The organism is Pseudoalteromonas sp. UBA6610, from assembly GCF_002433295.1.
Lineage (GTDB): Bacteria > Pseudomonadota > Gammaproteobacteria > Enterobacterales > Alteromonadaceae > Pseudoalteromonas > Pseudoalteromonas atlantica.
Map to the genome: position 1 here is coordinate 1 of NZ_DJHW01000078.1, position 4,726 is coordinate 4,726.

Genomic DNA, 4,726 nt, shown 5'->3' on the forward strand with positions numbered 1-4,726 from the left:
ACCACTTGCAGGGAAGTTATCTAAAAACTTATGCAATGCTTCTTCAGCGCTTTGCAATGCAAAACGTGTCGCGTAGTGGAAGTACGGCGCTGCTTGTTCGCGCTCGCTGCTTGCTACTTTTTGCTCGTAATACTTAATTGATGCCATTGCCGCGTATAAAAAGCTCATTACATCGCCTAAACGTGCTGATAGCATTTCAGCCTGCTTTAATTTACCGCCAAGTACGAGTAACGAGAAGTCGGCATACACTGCTAATTTTGCAGATAGTTTATGTACGGCTTTTTCGTATTCACGTACTTCTGGTAATGCAGAGTTTGCACTTGCAGTAAATGGTAAAACACCTAAACGGAACGCACGTAAGCTATTTGCTGTGCTGTAACCAATTGTTTTACGCAAAATGCCGTTAAACTCTTTATCTGCACCTTTATCTTCACTATGGATTGATTCAACCATAGATTGTAAATAAGGGTGACAACGCATAACACCTTGACCAAAAATCATCAGGTTACGTGTAAGAATGTTCGCGCCTTCTACTGTAATTGCAATAGGCTGTGCTACGTAACCGCTTGCAAGGGTATTTTGTGGACCATTTTGAATCGCTTTACCCGCTTGAATATCCATTGCAGAATCTAATACGTCGCGGCCAAGCTCGGTCATGTGGTATTTAGCTATTGCTGTAACAACCGATGGTTTTAAGCCCATGCCTAGGCCTTCAGTTGTCAGTACGCGCATTGCTTCTTGTAGGTATGTTTTACCTGCAATGTCTGCTAGTTTTTCTTGAATACCTTCAAATTGACCAATTGCTAAACCAAACTGCTCACGCACTGCTGCGTATTCAGATGCTGATTTAAACGCCACTTGCGATGTACTTACACCTAGTGCAGGTAATGAAATACCACGTCCTGCGCCTAAACAGCTAACCAGCATTTGCCAACCACGACCGATGTTTTTCTGGCCGCCAATAATAAAGTCCATTGGTACAAATACTTTGTTACCACGTGTAGTACCGTTATAAAAACGAATACCCATTGGGTCATGGCGGTTGCCAAGCTCTACACCTGGGTGATCTTTAGGAATAAGCGCACAGGTAATACCTAAGTTTTCTTTGCCGCCTAGTAAACCTTCTGGATCCACTACTTTAAATGCTAAACCAAGTACCGTAGCGATTGGTGCCAGTGTGATATAACGCTTATCCCATGTGATCTCAAGGCCAAGTACTTCTTCGCCGTTGTACATGCCTTTGGTGACAGTACCAATATCTGGAATACCACCTGCATCAGAGCCTGCCTCTGGGCTTGTTAAAGCAAAACATGGAATGTCTCTGCCGTTTGCTAAACGCGGTAAGTAATGCGCTTGCTGCTCTTGTGTACCAAAGTGAAGTAATAATTCACCTGGGCCTAAAGAGTTAGGAACCATAACAGTTACCGCTACTGCAGAGCTTTTTGTCGCAATGGTTGCCACAATAGTCGAGTTTGCATAAGGGCTAAACTCTAAACCGCCAAACGATTTAGGAATGATAAGCGAGAAGAAACGCTCTTTTTTCAAAAATTCTAATATGTCATCTGGTAAGTGAATACCGTTTTGAATAACTGAATCGTCAATCATGCCTAGTAGCTCTTGTACTGGGCCATCTAAGAATGCTTGCTCGTCTGCACTTAGGGTAGCAGCCGGCACATCGCGTAGTGCGCTAAAATCTGGCTTACCTTGATAGATAGACCCTTCTAGCCACACATCACCCGCGTCTAGCGCTTCTTGTTCAGTGATTGAAATACTTGGTAATACTTTTTTTAATTTTGTACGTAAACTCATGATTGAACTCATCCGACCAGATAAATAATACCTACATTACGTCATAAAAATCAGTTTAGATCAATTACTCTATTCAATTAATTAACAGTTTTTTCAATTTATTTTCTTTACGGTGACGTAAACTGTTGAAACTAAAAGGCTTACACTTGTGCGCTGAAACACCTCTATTTGGCAACAATTAAGCCCCATACTCATAAAAAGCTATTTTTTAGGCATAAAAAAACGCAGCCACTTGGGCTGCGTTTTTAAAATAAGGTAGGTAACATTAACTGCTTATTTGCACAACGTGTTTGCCTGTAAAGCCACCCGCTATTTGGTTATTTAAGGCAGCACTAACTGAGTCAGCAGTAAAGTCAACCGCAGTGATTGCCGGTGTTTTAATATCGCCCGATAGCGCGCCTTCAAGCAATAAATTGCCCATAAAACTTAAGCGCTGCTGCGCACATAAACTATTGGCAAGCCACGCACCACCAATAGACACCACACTAATATTAGGCGCTCGGTGGTACATTAAATCTTGATCAAAATGAGGCAGCGAGTTTAAACACGCGATACGCCCGCAAAAACGCATTAATTCAATATTTCTAAGCGTTGATTCACCGCCCATAGTATCAATTACAGCATCAAACCCTTGCGGGCCAAGCTCGCGGCGAATTTTGTCGCGTAACTTTTTGTCGTTATAATCAAATACCACATCGGCACCTAGCTGCTTTACCAGTTTGTGATTACGCTTTGAAGCGGTGGTAAATACATCGGCACCGCGTTGTTTAGCATATTGAATGGCAAACTGCCCTACCGCACCAGAGCCACCTTCGATTAGGATTTGGTCGCCCTCCGTAATGGCAATTTTATCTAAGCTAATAAGGGCGGCCATACCAGCGCACGGTAACGTAGCAGCCTTTGCAGGGCACAGCCCATCGGGCACAACCGATACAGCAAAGTTAGGTACCGTGGTGTATTCACTCAGTACCCCTTGCTTACCTATATTGGCATGCCACATTACTCGTTCGCCAACCCCAGGAAACACACCTTTGTTAGCTTTAACTACCACACCAACGGCGTCTAGGCCTAAAATATGAGGGTATTGCCACTTACAAAATCCCGTTTTAGCAAAATAGGCATCAGCAGGATTAAGGCCTACATACTCAAGCTTTACCAACAATTCGTTGTCGGCGCACTCGGGTATATCAACCTCAACATCTTGCAAGCGTATTTGCTCATCTGGTTGTGATAAAACAACAGCGCGCATTGTTTGTAAGGTGCTGCCTTGATGTGATAATTCAGTATTGCTCATTCAATTAACTCTACCTATTTTGTACTGCTCAGTGCATAGCTCCATTGGCCGTTAAATGCCTGATAAGCATTCACTTTAGCAAGCAATGTAGCAATAGTTGTGTCAACAGCGTTTTCTTGTGCCATTAAAACATCCTGGCGTGCATCTAACAACTCTAAGTACGGTATTTGGCCTTCTTCGTACATCGCCTGTGCTTGTAAAAATGCTTTATTTGCAAAGCCATAGCGCTGTTTAGCATAACGCTCTTGCTGTTGTTGATTGACCAACATTTGCAATGAAAGTTCACTTTGAGTCACCGCATTTAATACTATTTGCTGATAGTCGCTGTAGGCAGCTTCACTTAAAAACTGCTGTGCGTCGCGCTGAGCAAGGAGTGCGGGGTAACTTAATATTGACCATTGCAACTGGGGGGCTACTTGCCATTGCTGATCAGTATTTTTTAAGCCCGTGCTGTCTATGCTCACTACGCCTGCAAAGGCTGATAAGCTAATATCAGGTAGTAAGGCTTTACTTGCCGCCACACTTAAGCTGTTGGCTTGGCTAAAATCATACAATGCACGGCTTATATCAGGGCGCAGGGCAATGGCGCTATTGGCATTTTTAAGCGCAACGCTAAAGCTTTGCTCCAGCAGGTTTTGCTCATTGTCTATCACAATGTCTTGCGCAAGCTTACCTGTAAGCACTGCTAAAGTAGATAAGTCGTTGTATTTTGCATACTCAATAGCGGGCATTAGGGCTTCTTGCTGCCTAAGCTGTGCCATCGTACGGTTTAGGTCAAGCTCGTTGGCAACGCCTTCATCTACACGTGCTTGAAGTACCTCAATGCTTTGCTCTAATGCGTTAATTTGCATGGCTATAATGTGTTGTTTTTCAACATTACCTTGATAGCTTACAAAACCTTTAACAACAGACGATACCACTTCAATTTGCAGTGAACGTACTTGCTCTGCTTGGCTCATGGCCGATGCATTTGCAGCATCAACCAAAGCAGTAATACGGCCAAATAAATCTAACTGCCAATCAAGTGCTATGTTAGCACTCGATTGACGGTCAAACACACTCGGTGCATCGCTTCGTGCTGCGCCAATACTTACCCCGCCTTGGGGTAAATATTGCGCTTTTTGCTCACCAAGTCGGGCAAGGGTACTTTTTAGCGTTAATTGGCTTGTTTGCAAATTGTAGTTATTGGCAAGTGCGCTATTAACCAAAGCATTTAGCTGCTTTGACTCTAACTTGTGCCACCAATTTGTTTCATCTGCTATGGCAACATTGCTGGCAATATTTGCTTGAGCTACAAAACCGTTAATAGCGTTTTGCTCGCTTTGTGTATCTATTTTGCTAGCGCAACCAGATAAAAAAGCAGCCACTAACACAGTACTTAACGTTAAGCACGTTTTGATAGGTTTAGCGATTAAATTAGTCATGCGATAACCCCTTTGCTTTTTGCTGCTTTTTCACAACTAACATGTAAAATACAGGTGTAAATAATAAGCCAAACACCGTTACCCCTATCATGCCTGCAAACACCGCGTTACCCATAGCGTGGCGCATTTCGGCACCTGCCCCCGTTGCAAGTACTAGTGGTACAACCCCAGCTGTAAAGGCAATTGAGGTCATTAATAT

The 4,726-nt window shown here is 43.3% G+C and carries 4 protein-coding genes; all 4 read right to left on the reverse strand.

The annotated features are described in order from the left end of the window. The coding region (locus B4F91_RS10410) for an acyl-CoA dehydrogenase (RefSeq protein ID WP_288635712.1) at positions 1 to 1,809 on the reverse strand (1,809 nt) is incomplete at its 3' end. Positions 1,810 to 2,074: 265 nt separating this feature from the next. Next, the gene (locus B4F91_RS10415) at positions 2,075 to 3,103 is read right to left on the reverse strand and encodes a zinc-binding dehydrogenase (RefSeq protein WP_286936773.1); all 1,029 of its coding nucleotides are present in this window, start codon (positions 3,101 to 3,103) and stop codon (positions 2,075 to 2,077) included. Positions 3,104 to 3,117: 14 nt separating this feature from the next. Further along, positions 3,118 to 4,527, reverse strand: coding sequence for a TolC family protein (locus B4F91_RS10420; protein WP_286936774.1), 1,410 nt, complete (start codon positions 4,525 to 4,527; stop codon positions 3,118 to 3,120). After that, positions 4,520 to 4,726, reverse strand: a 207-nt coding sequence (locus B4F91_RS10425) for an efflux RND transporter permease subunit (RefSeq protein WP_288635714.1), incomplete at its 5' end; no start/stop codon positions are given. The genes B4F91_RS10425 and B4F91_RS10420, both read right to left, overlap by 8 nt.

Excerpts from the sequence above, each read along its gene's own strand:
- B4F91_RS10415 (WP_286936773.1), bottom strand. The coding sequence starts at position 3,103 with ATGAGCAATACTGAATTATCACATCAAGGCAGCACCTTACAAACAATG.
- B4F91_RS10420 (WP_286936774.1), bottom strand. The coding sequence starts at position 4,527 with ATGACTAATTTAATCGCTAAACCTATCAAAACGTGCTTAACGTTAAGT.